This is a genomic window from Gordonibacter sp. An230 (assembly GCF_002159915.1).
GTDB lineage: Bacteria > Actinomycetota > Coriobacteriia > Coriobacteriales > Eggerthellaceae > Rubneribacter.
On record NZ_NFJP01000022.1, the window covers coordinates 24,525 to 41,064 of the forward strand.

Here is a 16,540-nt window from a genome sequence, read left to right on the forward strand (position 1 = left end):
AGAATTCAGAAGAGCCGAGTTTGGGATGAGTTTTCTCTTGGAGGAGCTAACCGAATACAGCTGACAACGAGAAGAAACTGCGGATAAAACAAGGACGAAATCGTAAAAATGGAACACTATTGTTTTATCGAGTGGGAATAGTAATAGAACATTTGTTCGTGTTTTTCATACGGTTTCTAGCGGTTCCGATGACGACCGATGGCGACATTTCAGAACGCCCGCACCTGCAAACCGCATGATTCCGAAATCAGATAGAAACTCACAAGGCTCCTCGAAAGAATCGAGGAGCCTTCTCGTTTTCGCAGGTCGACGCATGGTCAAATGTCATCCCAAGGCAAATGGGCATGCTTCGAACAGACCCGAAACAGCGCAAACGGAGCCGAAAGGAGCCGAAGCGAACCGAACAATCTGCAAGCCAGAAAAAGGCAGTGATGCCAAGTGGCTTGCGGGTGCCGTCGATAATCGACGAAACTCAAATGAAACTCACCCGGAAAAACGAAACTCAAGAATGATAGAGCCCCCTGGTGGGGAGCCTGCGCGCGTCATTCTGGCAAACTCACGAAGACGGTCGGATTTCGCTACTACTCCTCCCGAGTAGCAGCGAAAGGCTTGCGACTCAAATTAGCCCTCGACGATTTCGCAAAGCCATAGCGCCGACAGCGTATGCGCTGCAGGGTCGCAGCCGCAAGATCTATGCGCTAATCGAACCCTTCCTTTCGTTCCTCTTCTGAGCTTTCTTCGCTTTCGGAAGAGTCTCTATCATGCGATTCGCCTTGGCCTTTCTCCTCGTCATCGTCTTCGAGAGGATTGGATTGCTCGCGAGCTAAAGCAGCTGAAGCAAGCAAGCTCGTCGTCAAACCGGACGGAATGGCATTCTGCGTCAATTGGCTAATCGCTGCTTGCAGGGCTGGCCCTTGAATCTTCGTGATGCTTTCGCTTAGTGCTTCGGCTAGGCTCGAGACCGCGGAAAGCCTGGACGGGTCGATCGTGGCGACTGATTGCGAAAGGACTTTAGCTGCGGCAGATACCGAATCGGATAGAGCGTAATAATCCGCAAAACTCTGCGAAGATAGAAGAGGAGCGATTTTATCCAGGAAGACCTGGGCGCCGGCAACCTCCGACGCGTAGTTGCCCCCCAAGAGGCGCGCAGCGCTAAGGGCATTGGCGGAATGGCGTTTCGGATAGCTGGGGTCTTCGTGTATATGGTTGGCGTAAGTTTCGAGCTCGCCAGTCGATTCAGCCAGCAACTCCTTCGCCTCGTCATATTCCTTGGCAGAAATCGTCCTGTGGTGCATGACTTTGTTTCTTATCTTGTTAATTGCCCTGAAATTCTCCCGTACGCCCTTCAACTCGCCGTCGCCGAACAGGTCATTCCAGACGGTTCGCTCTTCAATCCCCTCTATTCTTGCCAAAAAATCTGATTTGGAGATGGGGCCCTTCGAGTTCACTAGATCGAAAACCTCTTCTTTGAAGACGTCGCTATAAAACAGCTTCGAACCAAGCTCGCTGAGAGTCGACTCATCTAGGTTCTTTACCAGTTTGTCTTCGAAATTGTCATGTTCGGCACACATCGAGAGAGTGAGCACTCGCCGAAGAGCACGCTCATAGTCTGCCAGCTTGGGATATAGGGCCTTTGCAAATTTAGCAGAGGCGTCATCTCGTAAAATTCGCACGTGTTTTTTGGCGGGCAGAGAATCTCTGAGGCGAGACAAAGCCCTTGCGCTCGAGAGCGTGTCAGACTTTGTAGAGAACGTGATGAAGTAGAGCTGGCCCCCTTTGGCATCGTACTTCTCTACCGAATCGAGGGCAATTCCTTCCGGCAGGTTCTTCCCGCTGATAGTCTCCTTGGTTTTCTCTCCCTGAGCGAGATATGACAACTGCATTGTCAATCGGACCCCTAGCGTTCATTCGTTTCGAATCAGACACACCGACGGCAATTGCTCCGAATGGCCAACGAATCCATCTGGAACCGCCATATCCACGGAAGCCCGGTGTTTATCAAAGCCGCATTCATGCGGAAGGACTCGGGCTCCTGCCAATCCCCATCTTCCAGGACTCGTACTCCTCGGGGGTTATCTCGCCGCGATCGAGCGCATCGACCTGGGATTCCCAGGCCTTGATGGCGCCGGCGAGCTTCGGCGCCTTCTGCGCGCCGGGCGCGACGGCGAGCCTGCCGTCACCGATGGGCCTGAGCCCAAACTCCTCCTCGATTCTGAAGAGGAGCTCGAGGGCGTCCCTTGCGGATTCGACGCGAACGGGCATGAGGGCTTCGGGGGCTACCTCGAGGGCACTTGCGATTGCATCCAGGGCGGAGCCTTTGAGCACCCTCCTGTCCGCCTCGTAGTTCCTGATGGCGGCGTCGGTGCAGCCGGCCGCTTCGGCGAGCTGCCGCTGCGTCATCCCCCGGGACCTTCGGAGCGCCCGTATACGGCTTCCCGTCGTCATCTCTCCTCCTCCGATCGTTTTCTCCTCATGATACTAGAGAACAAAATCGTTCTCAATTTGTATTGACCGAACATTTCCGTTCTGTTAATGTCGCGAAGTACAGAACGTTTTCGTTCTCTTCACCGAACGACAGGAGGAAGCCATGGAGCAGAACGCACAGCCGGTGATCATGGGAGTCGAGGAGGTCATGCGGGCTCTGAGCATCAGCAGGCCGTACGCCTACCGCATCATCAGGATGCTGAACTCCGAGATGGAACAGAAGGGGTACACGACGATCAAAGGGAAGGTGAGCCGGAAGTACTTCTACGAGCGCTTCCACTGCGCCGACGGCGCCCCCAGACAGGAGGCGCTCTGATGCCCGCCTACATGAACGGGAAGACGGGCGCCTGGTACGTCCAGTGCTACTACAACGACATCGGCGGCAACCGCAGGCACAAGGTGAAGCGCGGGTTCGCGACCAGAGACGAGGCACTGACGTGGGAGGCGGAGTTCCTGGCCTCTGCCGACGGGTCGATGTCGATGCCCTTCGAGGCGTTCGTGAAGAGGTACTCCGCAGACGTGAGGCCCAGGCTCAAGCTCAACACCTGGCTCACCAAAGAGCACATCATACGCACGAAGATAGTGCCATTCTTCGGACCCAAGAGAATGTGCGACATCACCCCCAAAGATGTGGTGGACTGGCAGAACAAGATGCTGGGGTCGTACGACGACGAGGGGAAGCCGTACAGCGGCACCTACCTGAGAACCATAAACAACCAGCTGAGCGCCATCTTCAACCACGCCGTCAAATACTACGGCCTGGGAAGGAGCCCCGCCACGCCGACGATCAAGATCGGCGAGCGAAAGGGCTCGGAGATGAAGTTCTGGACGAAGGAACAGTATCTCATGTTCAGCGAGGAGGTCATGGACAAGCCCGCCACCTTCCACGCGTTCGAGATCCTGTACTGGTGCGGCCTGAGGGTCGGCGAGCTCCTCGCGCTCGAGCCCGACGATATCGACCTCGAGAGGTGCCTCATCCACGTCACCAAGAGCTACCAGCGGATCAAGAGGAGGGACGTCATCACGTCCCCAAAGACGCCGAAGTCGAGGAGGGACGTGGCCATGCCGGAGTTCCTCGCGGACGAGCTCGCCGATTTCCTCGCATCCATCCCGAAGGAGAGGCGCGGGCAGAGGATCTTCCCCTTCACAAAAAACCACCTGCGCCACGAGATGAGGAGGAGGTGCGCCGCGTGCGGGCTCGAGCCCATCAGGGTCCACGACCTGCGGCACAGCCACGTGTCGCTCCTCATAGACATGGGCTTCAGCGCCGTGGCGATCGCGGACCGCATGGGGCATGAGACCGCGGACATGACGTTTCGCTACGCCCACCTCTTCCCAAGCAGGCAGTCGGACATGGCGGCGGCGCTCGACCGAGGGGGGCGGCGCTGATGTCGAGGCCGATTGTCGACTACAAGGGGCGCCGCCGCAGCAAGACGATAGCGTTCAGGGTCTCGCCGGAGGAGGACGAGGTGATAAACGCCCTCGTGGCGGCGAGCGGGATGACCAAGCAGGACTACATAGTCTCCAGGCTCGAGCGCCGCGACATAACCGTCAGGCCGAACGTGAGGGTCTACAAGATGCTGCGCGACCAGATGAGATCCGTCTACGTCGAGCTCAGGAGGCTGAGGAACGCCGACGACATCGACGAGCGGCTCATCGAGCTCATGCAGGTGTTGACGCGCGTGTTCGTCGACCTCGGAGCCGACGAGCTCGGGCCCGCCGACGACGATATAGCCCAGCAGGACGCGGCGGTGTTTAGGATGGCGCGGGGATAGCACCGCGGATCGTGGCCCGCGGAGAGCCCGCCGTCGCGCAACGCCGCCCTCCCGAAAGCCCGCTCCCCGACAGCCTTCGGGCGAGCTTTCGCGCCAGGAGCCGCTCCGCCTGAGCGGATCGCCTCGCCTCCTCCTTGGGCGTCGAAGACTCGCACAGCCGCCCGACACTCCCGCAAGGGCCGCGATGCTTTTCCGATTTCTTTTGCCGCCCGAGAGAAAAGGCGAAAGCGGCAAAACAAAGCGCCCTCCGGGCTTCGGAAAACCACCGGCCCGATACGGAGAAGAGGGGGCCTTCGCTTCCTCCCTTGCGGGGCGCAGGCGGCGGTGCGGCTCCGATGCCACAAGGCGGGGCAAGGGGCTCCGCCCCGACGAACGGAGGTCACCATGGACGGCAAGCTCACTCTTCAGGAAAAGGCGGTCGAGGCGGCGGCACGCTTCCTTCGGATCAGGGGCTACGAGATGCTCGCGACCGAATGGAGGCCGCACGAGGCGAAAGGAGCCATCGATCTGGTCGCCCGCGACCCCGAATCGGACGAGCTCGTGTTCGTCGACGTCGCCGCGCGCAAGCATCCCGGCGAGGGGTTCGGCGGCTGGAGGAACGACCGCAAGTCGATGGAGGCGCTCGCCGTCTCCTGGCTCGCCGAGAGCGGATTCGGGGAGTCGGTCGGCGTGAGGTTCGACAAGATCGGCCTGGTCGTCGTCGGCGAGGACCGAGCGCTGCTCAGACACCACATCAACGCCTTCGGCGAGGCCTAGGACCTCCGGGCCCGCTCGGGCAGGCCCCCTCCGGACGGAGGGGGCCGCCAGCCGAAGGGTCGCCGCGATCCGCCCGCCCCATGGCGAGACGCCATCCCGTGGCAAACGGTCGGCCTTAACAGAACGTTTTCGTTCTGTATACTCGCAGTATGCGCCATCTCCGGCGACAGGCAGAAAGGACGAAGGAAACATGAGGACTCTCGCCATATCGAACTACAAGGGCGGGGTCGGCAAGACCACGACCGCGGTCAACCTCGCGGCCATCTACGCCAGGCGGGGGCTGAGGACCCTGCTGGTCGACCTGGACCCGCAGGCATCCACCACCGACTTCTTCGGGCTCTACGAGCGCGCGGCGGCCGAGCATCGGGGGGCCGTCGAGCTCCTCTACGGAAATGCGCCCGTCGAAGAGGTGGCGTTCGAAACCGAGACGGAGGGGCTCTCCGTCGTGCCCTCGACCATAGAGCTCGTCGACCAGAACGAGCTGCTGCTCAGAGAGCAGCGCCTGCGTTTCGCGCTCGACGACTGCGCGGGAGGCTACGACATCTGCATCGTCGACTGCAGCCCGACCATGAAGCGCCTCGCCTTCAATGCCTACCTGGCCGCGGCGGGAGACGGAATGGTCGTCGTGCCGGTGAAGCTCGACTCCACCGTCATGCGAGGCACCGCCCTCACGGTCAGCGCCATCGAGTCCATATCGGACGCGCTGCGCGTGCCCACGCCCGCATGGCGCATCCTACGCACCTGCGTGCCCGGCCTCATGACCAACGCCGAGGCGACGGGAGCCGAGGTGCTGGACTCCTACTTCCCCGACAACCAGTTCGAGACCGTCATACACGCGAGCTCCAAGGTGTGCGAGGGAAGCTGGCAGTGGCAGCCCGTGGCGACCTTCAAGCCCGACAGCCGCCCCGCGAAGGACTACGAGAAGCTGGCCGAGGAGGCGCTCCATGGCTAAATCGGTCGCACCCGGCTTCACCATCTCGGGCCTGCTCGACAGGAACGCGTCGACCCGCAACGACTACCCCGTCGAGGAGATAGCCGACCACCCCGCCAACGCCGCCTACTCGATGGACGACGCGGGCATAGCCCAGCTGGCAAGGAGCATAAAGGAGGAGGGGCTCACCGACCTGCCGCTCGTGCGCAAGCTCGGCGACGGGAGCTGGCAGATGGTGAGCGGGCACCGCCGCAAGGCGGCCTACGCCCTGCTCGCCAAAGAGGACGAGAGGTACTCCCAGATACCCTGCCGCGTCATCCGAGACATCACCGACGAGCAGTCGGTCATGCTGCTGCACGCCGCCAACTACTTCGTTCGCAGCCTCACCGTATCAGAGCGCGCAGCGGCAAGCCGCGCTCTGGGCGTGGAGGTCGAACGCATGAGGGCAGAGAACCCGGAGCTTGCGGGCGTGCGCACCGAGGACATCAAGGCGGCGATCATCTCGGAGCAGACGGGGCGCAAGGTGTCGGGAAAGACCATCCAGCGACAGGAGTCCCTGGCCCGCAAGATCGAGGAGAGGCTCGTGCCCGAATGGCGCGAGGCGGCTCTGTCCGACGCTCTGTCGGCGGACGCCGTGGACGCCCTGGCGAAGCAGGGTCCCGAAGAGCAGGAGCGCCTCTACGTCGCATGGGAGAAGCGGGCGCTGGGCAAGAGGGAGACGACCGAGTTCCTGAAGAGGGAGACCGGCAGACCCGAGACGAGGCAAACGCCGAAAGACCCCACCCCGAGGCCATCTGCCCCGCTCGCGAGCGCACTGCGAGCGCTCGGGCGCTACGAGTCCAAGGCGAAGAACCCGCCGAGCGAACCGGACAAGCGGGCGCTGGAAGAAATCGCCGAGGCGGCCGGGAGGCTCCTCGGGGGCAGATAGGCCATGCAGGTGCCCCGACGGGGCTCCTGCACCGTTTCCAGCAAGTAGCCTATCTCGTATACACGAGATAGATGGCGGCCGGGGCGCCTTCCGGCGTCCCGTTGCCCCGCCCCGCCGCCGCAAGCACAAGGGGAGGGGCGGTGCCGCCGGGCGCATCTCGGCACGAGACCGCGCCGGACGCCGCCATGCGGGGGATGCCCCGCGCCCCTCCAACACAGAAACGCCGCCGAAGCTTCCACACATCGAGGCGGCGAAGGATGCGAAGGAAGAGACGATGACGAAGGTCTTGAAATACGACAACGTCCTCGCCGCCCGCGTGAGCGACGCGGACTTCCGCGCGGTATGCGAGCGCGCGGACGACGAAGGGCTCACGCGCTCGGAATATCTGCGCTACGTCGTGCGCATGGTCGCCGACGATCCCGAGAACGCGAAGCGCGGCGGGGTGCTGCTCGACGGCCTCTCCATGCGCAAGCTCTCGCGCGAGCTCGTCAAATGGGGTCACCACTACAACCAGGGCGTCCACGCGCTGAACTCCATCAAGTTCGCGCTCGACCACGGACGAGGCGACCTGGAATGGGTGTCCGGCAAGCTCGACGAATGCGCGCTGCTGCTCGCACAGGTCGAGGACGGGCGCGGCGAGCTCTCCCGGAAGATCTCGGGGCTCGCGCAGCACGCGATAGTCGGGGGCGACTGACGATGCCGCTGCTGAAGCCCATCGCCGGGCACACCGGGTGCGCCGGGATAAAGCGGTACCTCGAGAAGGGAGGCCGCGCACTGGGCGTGCACGTTATGAACTTCGCCTGGCAGGAGGAGCACACCTTCGAGGCGGTCTCGGAGGCACCCGAGGGCTTCGACTGGGCCGCCGCTATGGACGCGACGCGGCACGCGTGCGGGAACGACACGACGTACCGCGGCAAGCCGGCCCGCACCTTCAAGCACTTCGTCATGTCCCCCGACCCGCATGACGGCCTCTCGACGGAGCAGGTGGCCGAGCTCGCGCAGGCATGGGCGAAGAGACATTTCGCGGACTTCGAGGTGGCGATAGTCCTGCATGACGACAACGAGGGCAGGATCCCCCACGCCCACATCGTGGTCAACAACACCGACCTCGTCACCGAGCGGCGCCTGCAGACCCCCGACCCGCTGGAGCTCAACCGCAGCCTCCAGGAGCTGGCCGAGGAGCGCGGGTACCGCTTCATGCGCGACGAGGTCGTGAGGGAATCCGACGAAGGACCGGCTCGGAAAGCGACCCCGTCGACGATGCAGCGCGTGTATGAGCGCCGCGCCGAGAGGGAGATCGCGAAAGAGGGCGGGTACTCCTGGGTCGCCGACATACGCAACCGCGTGACGGTGGCAAAGGCGCTCGCCCGCAACGAGGACGAGTTCATGGCGGTGCTCGCGACGCTCGAGGTGGACGTCTCGCAGAACTCCGAGAAGTCATGGAGGCGAGACTGGATCTACTCGCTCGCCGACCACCCCACCTGGCGCATAGGGGGCGAGAAGCTCGGCCTCTCGTTCGGACAGGAGGCGCTCAGGCGGCGCTTCGGGAGGATTGCCGCATGGCGCCCCACCCCGGCCGCCTCGCGCGAGGTCCTCTCCCATGCAGCCGAGGCGATCGGCCTCAACGATCTCGCGGAGCTAGGGCGGCTGTCCGCCGCCATCGAGACGTGCATGGCGGTGAACGCCCACAGCATCGCGGATTTGGACAGGAGGATCGCGAGGCTCGAGAGCCATGGCGAGGGCGATTCCCGCGAGCGCGCGAGCTCCTTGCGCGAGGTGCGCGAGTACGTGGCGCAGAACAGGCTCCTGCCCAAGACGGTCCAAACGAGGCGCCCGAAGGAGGAGAAGTCCGGCGAGACACCCGTGAAGCGCAAGGGCGAGGAGCGTCGGAGCCGGGAAACTCCGGCGCGGCAGACCTGGCAGCGAGATAGGAGGGAGGAGCGATGAGGGTGGAGATCGCCTACGAGCGGCGCGTCGAGGTGTTCGACACCGACCGTTTCACCGAGGCGCAGCCGTTCTCGGGAAGGAGCATGCTCGCCGACTTCACGCTCGAATACGAGGCTGCCGAGAAGAACGGCCTCTGGCTCACGGCCCACTGCTACGCCGCGAACGAAGGCTACCGAACCGACGGCGAGGATGTTCCCGAGGCACGGCGCGAGAAGGGCTGGAGGTTCCAGCTGGCAAGCCCCAAAGAGGCCGGCGAGCTCGAGAGCGTCACGATGGACGGCGAGACGGTGCTCGCGAGAATGTTCGGCGAATTAGTAGACGTGATGAAGCTCGACCGCGCCTCTGCCCTCTTCGCCGGACCCGGAGGCTCGGTCGCAAGCCGCATAGCGCGGCTGAACGATTACCTCTCGAACGCGGACGAGAGGCTCGCGGCGAGCTCCGTCCTCATGGCGGAGGCGATAGGCGTCGCACCCGACGTGCTCGAGTGCGCCATAGCAGCCGAGGCCGCCCAGATGGAGCCCGCGGACGACGACGAGAGCGACTGGATGGAAGGATACGGAGATGATTAGAGCGATATTCAGGGGAATCGGATCATTCGTGCGCTGGCTGTTCAAAGCCGTGTTCCGCTTCATGTGAGCTTGCGATCGCGCTCCCGCCAACCACTGGAAACAAAATATGAAATGTGACATAATAATGTACATTAAGATGCAATAGGAAGGAGAACCAATGTCGTTGTGCGTACCCATCAAAGACCTCCGCGATACAGCCGCATTCGACGAGATGGTCTCGACGAGCCCCACCCCGGTCATCGTGACAAAGAACGGCTACGACCGCTTCGTGTGCGTGAAGAGCTCGGATTTCAGCCGATGGGAGCAGGCGGAGGCACGTGCCCGTTTGCTCGAGCGCATCATGGTCTCCGAGCGCGAGCGCGCCGAAGGAAAGAGCGTCGACGCTTTCGAGGCGACCAAATCCTTGAGGGAGAAGCATGGCCTGTAGGGTGCGGATACAGCCAACCGCGCTTCGCGAACTCGAGGGCACGGTCGAGTACCTGCTCGGCTTCGGGCCCAACACCGCGTCGGCGTTCCTGGACGAATGGGAGAACGTCATCGAGTGCTTGAAGGACGGATCGGTGGAGCACCGCCTCTCGCGTTTCGAGCCGCTCGCGAAGCTTGGTTATCACACCGTCCTAGTGAAAGGCTACATAGCCCTCTACTTCAAGGAGGGGGAAGACGTCGTCATCGCCCACCTCTTCCATCAGAGCCAAGACTACGCGAGCATCGTCTTGAACGGAGAGTGACATGAGCCCCGCACAATACTGCGCCAGATACGGCATCGCAGAGAGCACACTGAGAGGCTGGCTGAAAAGGGGGCTCATGGAAGGCGCCGAAAAGTGCGGCGGCATTTGGGACATCCCAGAAGACGCGAGGGCGAGATACGAGCCGAGGAAGAAAAAGAACCGCACACAAGACGACAACCGATGGGATCTGCTCAAGGCGTTGAAAGAGCGGCGTTACGTCGACGAGAAGGTGCTCCTCTGCCAGAAGGCGGACTTCGTGGATCTGGCAAACGATCTGCTGGACAAGGGGTTCATCATCATGTCGAGCACCCCCTGCGACGGAAAATGGAACACGGGATACGCAATCTCCCAACTTGGATTGGACGCAATCGAATCCAGATCGAAGAAAGACTTCTTGGAGTTCTGGAAGGCTACATGCAGCGGAATAACCAGCGGGGTCGTGGAAGCTCTGCCCCGCTGATGGAATGCCGGAGAAATGACCAACATGGATGAAATCGCCACATACGAGCGAGACCTCGCGAACATGGAGTCGAGGATCGAGAGTGTTTTCGCCGATGCCGACGTAGAGGCAGAACTGCCCCAGGCCGACCTGGACATGCTCGACGTTTGCTTCTCGATGGCATCGGGATTGGTCGGCGTGTTCGTCGCGACGAACGACGATGTCGCGAAGTGGCTCGAGAAAGTCCATGATGCAGCGTCGGGCAATCCCGGCGATTGCGGGGTCGTCCAGCAGATGCTCGGCTCCCTGCTTTTCCACAAAGGGGACGCCTTGGACGTCTACGCACCGGAAGAAGGTTTCATCGCCCGCAACGGCGAAAGGGCATACGTGATGTTCCATAGGCTGCTGTTCGGCCACGATGTGCTTGCGACGGGCAGGGGGCTCATGCCCTACAACCCCTTCGAGCTGATGTACCAGCAGAAAGGCCTCATAGGCATCGTGCAAGCAGTCCGTCACCTGCTCGCCGACACGATGTCCAAGCAAGGGTTGCCCGTGCCTGGAAGCTCGTACCTCGACACCGAGCGGGAAGGCGGCAGGCCTTGGAACCGGATCATCGACTGGGTTCAAGGGCTTTCCATCGAGGCGGGCGGCGACAAGAAGATGACCCAGGAGATCTACTCCCACATGTTCACGATCCGAGCCCAGGACATCGCTGCAGGCGGCCTCGTCGCCTTCCTTGTCGGATGCTATGCCAAGTCCCGCGCGATAGAGGATCCCGTTCGCAAGGCGCAGATAGAGCTGGTCGGCACGGGCGTCGCCTTTTTCGGCCAGGCGGCGCTCGGCGCAGTGCGCCAGAAAGGCGTCCCTTACATCAACAATGCGATGGCGCCTCAGCTCGTGAAGGCCTACGGCGGCCTTCTTGCTGCAAGCGCGAAGCGCACGAAGCGCCTTGAAGAGAGGACGGAAAGGCTCTGCACCGCCGCGGACAGACAGATCATGAGGCACGACCGGATTTCCGAAGAAGTCGCAGCAATCGTCCAGACCCCCGTTTCCGACGATGAAGCCTCCGCATCGATAAGCAGCCTCATCGGATATCTGGAGGGAAGATGAAAATACCACAGCAGCTATTGGCCCCCATCGTCGGTGTGTTAGCAGGATGCTTCGGCATAGGCGTGGGTCTCATCATCCGGCAACCCGAGATAAACGAGCTGCACCGGCAGGTCGCTAAACTCCAGAAGAAAGCCGACGAGCTCAAGGAGACCGTCCGGAAGCAAAACGACGAGATATCCGCCCTCATCACGCGTTATCGGGCTCTGCAGGTCTGGCAGGTCATCCAGAAGCACGACCTGCGCAAGCAGATCGAGGAAAGCCTCGTCTTCCAATACGCGATGAACGACTATTTCTCCCTTATGGTGGACCGCCTGGAGACCGGACGGGACTTCAACGAGGCCGAGACAGCGTTCTACGCCGCCTTCTCGAAAATGCTGGATGGAAAGGAACTGGACGCCGACCAAATGGAGAGCGTCAAATCATACGTCGAAGCAACGCACAGCGCGCAGATTGAGGCGATGACGCCTTGCGACGCATCTGAGCCCATCGAGAGGATACGCAATTTCGAAGACGGGAAGAAGGAGCGCTTTTTCCATCTTCCGCAAATCGACCTTCCGAAATTCGAGATTCCAAAGGTCGAGATTCCGCTCCCATGGAAAAAAGAGTCCGAAGAAGAGCACCCGGACAAGTAGCGCCAATTCCCGCTATGGCTTCGCCTCTACGCCTCTACGCCTCTACCTCAGACACATAAATCAGCAGCAGAGCAGGTAGTCCAGCTGGCCGCACACCCTGCCCCGTCTGGAATCGATTCTAGCCTGCAACAGCAGAGGGTTCATTAGCCAGCGGCATAAGCTGCGACTTCAGTTTCGTCGAGAAGCTGAAGTCGCACGTACGAAAGATACTCTGGTCACTTTCGTCGAACACGTTGGCCATCGATAGCTTTTCTGTTGTCGTTGGCTTGCATCTCCTCATGCTCGCTCATTGCCCCAGCATGAATGCAGCAGTATCCCGCCATCGCGCAAGCCGCCATGGCCATGCCGATGAAGAAGCATGCGGTCGACAACATCATCCCACCTCCTCTTGCGCGTACACTATCGTCCTCTCATGCCCGTTCCACCTGCCGTAGCTGCAGGTGCAGAACGCCTTGACGCTATCTGTCCGGGCACCGTCGACGAGGGCTACGTCCGCCCTGCCGAGCAGCTCATCGAGCCAAGACGAGAGCTCTTCATCTGTGGCGAAGTCGAGCCGCTTGTGCTCGACGTTCGAGTCGACGACGTCTACCGCGACGACGCGCAGGCGCGCGTTTCCTTCGGGCGTCTGCAGGAGGATCTCGTCATGCTCGGCGGCGAATCCGGCATCTGAATAGCTTGCGAACGCGGAGAACATGCTGCCGTCGTTCATGTGGTGGGCGAACATGAGCGCGAGCGGGCTGTCGATCCCCCGTCCCGCGCAGGCGGCGTCGAGATAGGGGCATCCGTAGGGGTTCCAGCCGCGGTAGACGTCGTGGTCGAGGTAGAAGGTCGGGTCATCTGCGCTCGCCTGCACCACCGGATAGTCGATCTCGGTTCCCGGGACGCTCACCCAGGCCACGATGTCGGGATTCACGGACAGCCAGTAGTCCCAGTCGACCGTCGGGACGCCATCGGATGCCGCATCGCTTCCCGAAGCATCTGCCGAGATAGGAGAGGGGTCTACATCCGCCGCCCTGTCATGGACGCTGAAGAGCCACAGCCCCAGCGCCGCAGCACCGACCAGCGCCGTCACCGCCACCATGATCGCGAATCGCTGCTTGATATTTGTGCTCACTTGAACCTCCAGGAAGACGGGCGGGGAGGCTCATCGCCGCCCCGCCCTCTTCGATCGACCGGGACCCGGCTACTTCTCGGGACCCTCGTCAGTGGATCCCTCGCCAACTGATGCGTTTCGACGGATGCGGCCGCGAAGCGCGTATGCGCCCGCAGCGCCGCCGCAGAGGATCAAGGCGCTGATCAGAACCCATACGGGAAGCAGGTCGCCTCCCGTCTTGTCGTAGGGGGTGCCGAGAGTCTCGGGGTTGTCGACGACCACGGTCTGCCCCTCGTCCTCGAGGTCCTGATGTACCGCGATGACGTTCCCGTTCACGTCGAGCACCTCCTCGAACGCCACGAGGGAGGCGCCCTCCTCGAGCTGGGAAGCATCGAACTCGAAGGTCACCTCGACGGTTCCATTCGAGCCTTCTGCCACGAACTCGGCGGTAGAGGTCACAGGGTTGCCCTCGGAGTCCTCGAGGGCAAGGCCGGTGCTCTTGTCCATGATGGTGCCGTGGGCGGTATAGGTCTCGCCAGCGACGAACCCCTCATACTCGACGGTGTCCACGACGCTGACCGTCCCGTTCTCGACCATGTGGTCGCCGTCGGCGGCGTCGACGAGCGTGGTGCCGATCTCGACGACCGTGACGGACTGGCCCTCGTCCTCGATATCCTCGTGCACCGCGAGGACGGTGCCTTCGGCGTCGAGCAGCTTCTCGAACACCACCAGGCGGTGACCGCCGAGGCCGGAGGAATCGAATGAGAGCTCTACCGTCTGGGTGCCCTCAGCGGCATCGGGCGTGAACTCGACGGTCGCGGCCACGTCAGTCGCGAGAAGCCCCTCGCCGCTTTTCAGCGGCTCGCCCGTCTCGGCGTCCATCAGCGTCGCCTCGAGCGTATAAGAGCCTCCAGGGGTCAGACCCTCGAAGGCCACCTCGTCGGCGATGACGACCTCGGAGCCCGTCACGAGCTTGTCGCCGTCGGCGGCGTCGGCCGCCGTGGTGCCGATGTCGACGAAATGGACCGTCTGGCCCTCGTCCTCGATATCTGCGTGGACTGCTACCTCGATGCTATCCTTCACGAGGCTCTCGAAGGCCACGACGTCCTCGCCCGCGAGCAGGCTCGCGTCGAAGGTGAACTCGATGTCCACCGACCCGTTCGTGTTGTTCGCCGTGAACTCCTTGGTGGCGGTCACGGGATTGCCCTCGGCGTCGAGCAGCGGCTCGCCGGTGGACTTGACCATGAGCGTGCCGGTGAGGGTATAGGTGCCGCCGAACTCGAGGTTCTCGTAGTAGACGGTATCCACAATCGTCGTCTGCTCGTTTGCCTGGGCGATCTGGTCACCGTCGGCCACTTCGGTTGCCCGCGTTCCGATCCTCGGCCCCTCCTGGTCGTCGAGCGTCATCCAGACGGCCTCCGCCACGCCGGAGTCGCGCTCGATCCAGAAGGCCTTGGTGATGAGCTCGTAGCCCTCATTGGCCTCGCAGGGAAGCTCCTCCAAGGTGTACTGGCCGTACGGCAGCGCGCCGAGGGCGTCATCGGCAGGAGCGGACGAGCCGTCCTCGCCCAGCCCGAACCAGATGCCCGCCTCAGGGTCCATCATGTCGGAGGCGATGGCCTCGGCCTCGAGCAGGTGGTCGTTGGCATTGGTGTTGTGGGTGTGCTTGTTCCAGCCCGCCTCGGTCGAGGCCTGGCCGTTGCGGTCGGTGACCAGCACGTGCGTCTCGCCGGTCGCCACGTTGGAGATGGCGAAGGGGACCTGCAGGCTCGCGTTGGTGTCCTCGGCCTTCTTGGAGAGCTTGAGGTCGTTGCGGACGACCTGGTTGTAGAAGGTGAGCTCGCCGCCTTCCGCGTCCGCCGTCACGACAAGGCCGTCGGTCCGGATCTCGAAGGTCTTCGGCTCGCCGTCGGTGAGCAGGTAGGAGTCGTTGGTCGCGGTCTCCTGGATGGTGTAGGTGCCGTAGGGTAGCGCCTCGGGCGCGGTCTTGGCGATGTAGGAGCCGATTTCCTCGTCCCATGCGGTCTCGACGGTAGCGACGACTTCGCCCGGCTCGTACCAGACGTCGCCTACGAGGACCTTGTTCTCGGAGGCGTTCGTTATGGCGAACTCGATGCCGGAGAGCGTCGTGCCGACGCCTTCTGCTGCATGCCCGTTCCCGCCGACCGCCTCGGACTCGTCGAGCTCCGCGTCGGCCTTGGTCACCTGCACGCCGCCGCGTATCGCGTCGTCATGCACGGGGTCGCCGGAAAGGTCGACGACCTGGCCGTCGCCCTCGATGGCGAACCCGAGCTCGCCTTCCCAGGGAAGGTAGCCTTCCGGAGCGTTCGCCTCAACGATGCGGTAGGTGCCGCACGGCAGCGCGTCGCTCGCGGTCTGCGCGGTGTAGGCCGAGCCGTCCCAGGAGGTGGAGATGGTCATGACCGTCTCGCCGTCTGCGTAGCTGTGGCCGTTCACGAATGAGTTCGTCCCCGATGCGTTGACGATGGCGAACTCGGCGCCCTCGAGCGAGGCGTCGCCCTGCTCGCCTGCGCCGGCTTGCGCATCGACCTTGGCGATCTTCACGCCGCCGCGCTCCCACGTGAAGCTGGCGAGCGTCTGGGCGTCTGATCCCGCATGGATCCTGATGGCCGAGAATCCCGTGGAGACCTCGTTCGCGCGCGCGTTGACCTGGCTCCACACGTCGCCCGCGATCTCGCGCTCCGCCCAGGAGGCGAACTCGGCGCTCGTGCCGTAGGTCGCCTCGGCGGCAGATCCCAGGTTGGCGTACGAGAGCAGGATGTGGCTCGCCACGCGGTACTTGTCCTCGTCCATGCCGCTTCCGTCGTACCAGGAGCCAGGCCACATGGACGCGTCGAAGCCGGGTGCGCCGTAGGAGAACCACATGGCCGCCGCCAGATCTCCCGCCTCGCTCGTCGGATAGGTTCCCGCATCGGGCGTGGAGCGCGACGGCTCGATGCAGTAGGCGTCGTTGCCGTTGGCGCTCATCTGGGTCGTCTCGTATCCGGCATAGGGGATGCTCTTGCCGATCGAGACGTTCACGTTCCCGGAGGCATATGCCTTGGTCGGGACGATGGCGACGGACAGCGCGAGCGCCATCGCCATGGCGACCCGCACGATTTTCGAGGAGGTTATCCTCTCCATCGCT

At 62.5% G+C, this 16,540-nt stretch carries 19 protein-coding genes; 14 read left to right on the forward strand and 5 right to left on the reverse strand.

Annotation, left to right across the window (positions count from 1 at the left end; all coding sequences use genetic code 11):
- Window positions 1–698: 698 nt before the first annotated feature.
- Both B5F40_RS11255 and B5F40_RS11260 read right to left on the reverse strand, forming a co-directional pair.
- Window positions 699–1,889, reverse strand: coding sequence for a hypothetical protein (locus B5F40_RS11255; RefSeq protein ID WP_140396495.1), 1,191 nt, complete (start codon window positions 1,887–1,889; stop codon window positions 699–701).
- 121 nt (window positions 1,890–2,010) lie between these two features.
- On the reverse strand, window positions 2,011–2,445 hold the full coding sequence (locus B5F40_RS11260; RefSeq protein ID WP_087190404.1) for a helix-turn-helix domain-containing protein: 435 nt from the start codon (window positions 2,443–2,445) through the stop codon (window positions 2,011–2,013).
- 142 nt (window positions 2,446–2,587) lie between these two features.
- Between B5F40_RS11260 and B5F40_RS11265 the strand changes: the two genes are divergently transcribed.
- The 14 genes from B5F40_RS11265 (at window position 2,588) to B5F40_RS11330 (ending at window position 12,299) form a co-directional block, all read left to right on the forward strand.
- Window positions 2,588–2,800, forward strand: a complete 213-nt coding sequence (locus B5F40_RS11265; RefSeq protein WP_087190403.1) for a hypothetical protein — start codon at window positions 2,588–2,590, stop codon at window positions 2,798–2,800.
- Window positions 2,800–3,873 carry a site-specific integrase gene (locus B5F40_RS11270; protein WP_087190402.1) on the forward strand — a complete coding sequence of 358 codons (1,074 nt, stop codon included), beginning with the start codon at window positions 2,800–2,802 and terminating at the stop codon, window positions 3,871–3,873. The genes B5F40_RS11265 and B5F40_RS11270 overlap by 1 nt, the downstream gene beginning before the upstream one ends.
- Window positions 3,873–4,259: a plasmid mobilization protein gene (locus B5F40_RS11275; RefSeq protein ID WP_087190401.1), complete on the forward strand. Its 387-nt coding sequence runs from the start codon at window positions 3,873–3,875 to the stop codon at window positions 4,257–4,259. The genes B5F40_RS11270 and B5F40_RS11275 overlap by 1 nt, the downstream gene beginning before the upstream one ends.
- Before the next feature lie 384 nt (window positions 4,260–4,643).
- Window positions 4,644–5,015 carry a YraN family protein gene (locus tag B5F40_RS11280; RefSeq protein WP_087190400.1) on the forward strand — a complete coding sequence of 124 codons (372 nt, stop codon included), beginning with the start codon at window positions 4,644–4,646 and terminating at the stop codon, window positions 5,013–5,015.
- A 190-nt stretch (window positions 5,016–5,205) separates the two neighbouring features.
- On the forward strand, window positions 5,206–5,967 hold the full coding sequence (locus B5F40_RS11285; protein WP_087190399.1) for a ParA family protein: 762 nt from the start codon (window positions 5,206–5,208) through the stop codon (window positions 5,965–5,967).
- Entirely contained in the window at window positions 5,960–6,874 is a 915-nt protein-coding gene (locus B5F40_RS11290; protein WP_087194421.1) for a ParB/RepB/Spo0J family partition protein, read from the forward strand. Before B5F40_RS11285 ends, B5F40_RS11290 begins: the two co-directional genes overlap by 8 nt.
- Before the next feature lie 274 nt (window positions 6,875–7,148).
- Window positions 7,149–7,568, forward strand: a complete 420-nt coding sequence (locus B5F40_RS11295; protein ID WP_087190397.1) for a DNA-binding protein — start codon at window positions 7,149–7,151, stop codon at window positions 7,566–7,568.
- Between the two features lie 2 nt (window positions 7,569–7,570).
- Window positions 7,571–8,821, forward strand: a complete 1,251-nt coding sequence (locus tag B5F40_RS11300; RefSeq protein ID WP_087190396.1) for a relaxase/mobilization nuclease domain-containing protein — start codon at window positions 7,571–7,573, stop codon at window positions 8,819–8,821.
- On the forward strand, window positions 8,818–9,390 hold the full coding sequence (locus tag B5F40_RS11305; RefSeq protein ID WP_087190395.1) for a hypothetical protein: 573 nt from the start codon (window positions 8,818–8,820) through the stop codon (window positions 9,388–9,390). The genes B5F40_RS11300 and B5F40_RS11305 overlap by 4 nt, the downstream gene beginning before the upstream one ends.
- 157 nt (window positions 9,391–9,547) lie before the next feature.
- On the forward strand, window positions 9,548–9,817 hold the full coding sequence (locus B5F40_RS11310; protein WP_087190394.1) for a polyribonucleotide nucleotidyltransferase: 270 nt from the start codon (window positions 9,548–9,550) through the stop codon (window positions 9,815–9,817).
- A complete protein-coding gene (locus tag B5F40_RS11315) occupies window positions 9,807–10,118 on the forward strand; it encodes a type II toxin-antitoxin system RelE/ParE family toxin (protein ID WP_013979915.1) in 312 nt (103 codons plus the stop codon). The genes B5F40_RS11310 and B5F40_RS11315 overlap by 11 nt, the downstream gene beginning before the upstream one ends.
- A gap of 1 nt (window position 10,119) precedes the next feature.
- On the forward strand, window positions 10,120–10,578 hold the full coding sequence (locus B5F40_RS11320) for a hypothetical protein (protein ID WP_013979916.1): 459 nt from the start codon (window positions 10,120–10,122) through the stop codon (window positions 10,576–10,578).
- Window positions 10,579–10,593: 15 nt separating this feature from the next.
- Complete coding sequence (locus B5F40_RS11325) at window positions 10,594–11,667, forward strand: hypothetical protein (protein WP_087190393.1); 1,074 nt, start codon at window positions 10,594–10,596, stop codon at window positions 11,665–11,667.
- Window positions 11,664–12,299: a hypothetical protein gene (locus B5F40_RS11330; RefSeq protein ID WP_087190392.1), complete on the forward strand. Its 636-nt coding sequence runs from the start codon at window positions 11,664–11,666 to the stop codon at window positions 12,297–12,299. Before B5F40_RS11325 ends, B5F40_RS11330 begins: the two co-directional genes overlap by 4 nt.
- A gap of 215 nt (window positions 12,300–12,514) precedes the next feature.
- On the opposite strand, the gene B5F40_RS11335 is transcribed toward B5F40_RS11330, so the two are convergent.
- From B5F40_RS11335 to B5F40_RS11345, 3 genes are all read right to left on the reverse strand, one after another.
- Window positions 12,515–12,676 (reverse strand): DNA-binding protein, encoded by a 162-nt coding sequence (locus tag B5F40_RS11335; RefSeq protein ID WP_224768096.1) that lies wholly within the window; start codon window positions 12,674–12,676, stop codon window positions 12,515–12,517.
- Window positions 12,673–13,413, reverse strand: coding sequence for a class B sortase (locus B5F40_RS11340; RefSeq protein ID WP_087190391.1), 741 nt, complete (start codon window positions 13,411–13,413; stop codon window positions 12,673–12,675). Before B5F40_RS11340 ends, B5F40_RS11335 begins: the two co-directional genes overlap by 4 nt.
- A 69-nt stretch (window positions 13,414–13,482) precedes the next feature.
- Window positions 13,483–16,536, reverse strand: coding sequence for a VaFE repeat-containing surface-anchored protein (locus B5F40_RS11345; RefSeq protein WP_239441041.1), 3,054 nt, complete (start codon window positions 16,534–16,536; stop codon window positions 13,483–13,485).
- Between the last annotated feature and the right edge of the window lie 4 nt (window positions 16,537–16,540).

Bases quoted from the DNA above. Each gene is read 5' to 3' on its own strand.
- B5F40_RS11285 (WP_087190399.1), top strand. From the start codon at position 5,206: ATGAGGACTCTCGCCATATCGAACTACAAGGGCGGGGTCGGCAAGACC.
- B5F40_RS11305 (WP_087190395.1), top strand. From the start codon at position 8,818: ATGAGGGTGGAGATCGCCTACGAGCGGCGCGTCGAGGTGTTCGACACC.
- B5F40_RS11335 (WP_224768096.1), bottom strand. From the start codon at position 12,676: ATGATGTTGTCGACCGCATGCTTCTTCATCGGCATGGCCATGGCGGCT.
- B5F40_RS11265 (WP_087190403.1), top strand. From the start codon at position 2,588: ATGGAGCAGAACGCACAGCCGGTGATCATGGGAGTCGAGGAGGTCATG.
- B5F40_RS11345 (WP_239441041.1), bottom strand. From the start codon at position 16,536: ATGGAGAGGATAACCTCCTCGAAAATCGTGCGGGTCGCCATGGCGATG.
- B5F40_RS11310 (WP_087190394.1), top strand. From the start codon at position 9,548: ATGTCGTTGTGCGTACCCATCAAAGACCTCCGCGATACAGCCGCATTC.
- B5F40_RS11290 (WP_087194421.1), top strand. From the start codon at position 5,960: ATGGCTAAATCGGTCGCACCCGGCTTCACCATCTCGGGCCTGCTCGAC.
- B5F40_RS11295 (WP_087190397.1), top strand. From the start codon at position 7,149: ATGACGAAGGTCTTGAAATACGACAACGTCCTCGCCGCCCGCGTGAGC.
- B5F40_RS11275 (WP_087190401.1), top strand. From the start codon at position 3,873: ATGTCGAGGCCGATTGTCGACTACAAGGGGCGCCGCCGCAGCAAGACG.
- B5F40_RS11315 (WP_013979915.1), top strand. From the start codon at position 9,807: ATGGCCTGTAGGGTGCGGATACAGCCAACCGCGCTTCGCGAACTCGAG.
- B5F40_RS11320 (WP_013979916.1), top strand. From the start codon at position 10,120: ATGAGCCCCGCACAATACTGCGCCAGATACGGCATCGCAGAGAGCACA.
- B5F40_RS11300 (WP_087190396.1), top strand. From the start codon at position 7,571: ATGCCGCTGCTGAAGCCCATCGCCGGGCACACCGGGTGCGCCGGGATA.
- B5F40_RS11280 (WP_087190400.1), top strand. From the start codon at position 4,644: ATGGACGGCAAGCTCACTCTTCAGGAAAAGGCGGTCGAGGCGGCGGCA.
- B5F40_RS11260 (WP_087190404.1), bottom strand. From the start codon at position 2,445: ATGACGACGGGAAGCCGTATACGGGCGCTCCGAAGGTCCCGGGGGATG.
- B5F40_RS11270 (WP_087190402.1), top strand. From the start codon at position 2,800: ATGCCCGCCTACATGAACGGGAAGACGGGCGCCTGGTACGTCCAGTGC.
- B5F40_RS11325 (WP_087190393.1), top strand. From the start codon at position 10,594: ATGACCAACATGGATGAAATCGCCACATACGAGCGAGACCTCGCGAAC.
- B5F40_RS11330 (WP_087190392.1), top strand. From the start codon at position 11,664: ATGAAAATACCACAGCAGCTATTGGCCCCCATCGTCGGTGTGTTAGCA.